Source organism: Endozoicomonas sp. ONNA2 (assembly GCF_024606365.1).
Taxonomy (GTDB): domain Bacteria; phylum Pseudomonadota; class Gammaproteobacteria; order Pseudomonadales; family Endozoicomonadaceae; genus Endozoicomonas.
Genome location: NZ_JAHHPO010000526.1, coordinates 1 through 1,229, shown reverse-complemented (window position 1 = coordinate 1,229; position 1,229 = coordinate 1). Strand labels below are relative to the sequence as shown.

1 protein-coding gene is annotated in these 1,229 nt (G+C 50.9%); it reads left to right on the top strand.

All coding sequences use genetic code 11. From position 1 onward, the window contains the following. A partial coding sequence (locus tag KDK14_RS09320) for a hypothetical protein (protein WP_257264827.1) occupies positions 1-1,014 on the top strand: 1,014 nt, incomplete at its 5' end. Positions 1,015-1,229 lie beyond the last annotated feature (215 nt).

Sequence of the window (1,229 nt, the reverse complement as noted above, 5' to 3'; positions counted from 1 at the left end):
AAGGCGATAAACTGCACAGTGTCAACCTCTTATAAACTACCCCCTGGCTATATAAAAAGGGCATTTAATGCCGGTAATGCCGGTATCGGAGCAGGGATCAATGAAGGCAATGTTGCCAACACAACAGCGTTTAACTGCACTGTGACCACTGTTGGCATAATAGGGGGGAAGAAAGGCGATACGAATGCCGGTATCGGGGCGGGTAAAAATACCGGTATGGTTACCAAAACAACAGCGGTGAATTGCGACGTACAAACCTTTGACAAGCATTCTCTTGCCGGTATTGGCGCAGGAAATAACGAAGGAAGTGTCGCCCGGACCACGGTGATTAACAGCAATGTTACCAGCCCTGGCAAAGCCGATATCATGGGAGGCGTTGACCCGTATGTTTGTAATGTCCGTGTTAAGGATATACTGCAGAATAACACCGACCAGATGAAATGCAGTGAACTTTTAAAAACTGATTTCTGTAAAAATGTTGACCCCCGCCTGGCAAAACCCGACTGCCAGGCCCCTGATACACTTTATGGCACTGATGCCTCGCTCACCTGTCCAGTCACGCTTACCGCGCCAACGCCGGTGGCATCATCGGGTACCGCCACCATGGCCGGTATCGCCGTGGGCGCGTTGTTTTTTGTGGCGGCGGTCGGTGTTATTGGTGTGTACGCTTATCGCCTCTACCAAAGATCAGCCACTGACGATGGCGGTAACCGCCCCATGCCGGGGCACTCCGGTAGCGAACCCGGGCCTGAGAGACCTGAACACCATTACGATTTGCCTGTTAGCCCTGAACCCCATCAAGAACTGCTGAGCGTCAGGCAGGAAAACAACGCGCCCCTCCGCGGTGCCTACTACACCCTTGGCCAACAACACCCTGACTCCCCGATATACGAGAGTCTATCCTCCGGGTATTTACATATCTTTGACGAGGACAAGACACCGGTAATGGTCGAAGAGGCAGTTATGACACCAAAGGGCAGCGACTCCACGGTGGCCGTTATAAATATAAGTTAAATTCGGGGAGGCAAAGACAGGGTTGCATATCAGCAGCCTACGTTAATTGGAACCACAAAGGCACAAAGACACAAAGTTTTTTTGGGGCTTCGCCTCGCAAGCCAATAAAGGCTTCCTTTGTGTCTTCGTGTCTTTGTGGTTCAAGGCTTTTTTGCGCAAGACCTTTAAAAGAAGGGGAACCACAAAGGCACAAAGACACAAAGTTTTTTTGGGGG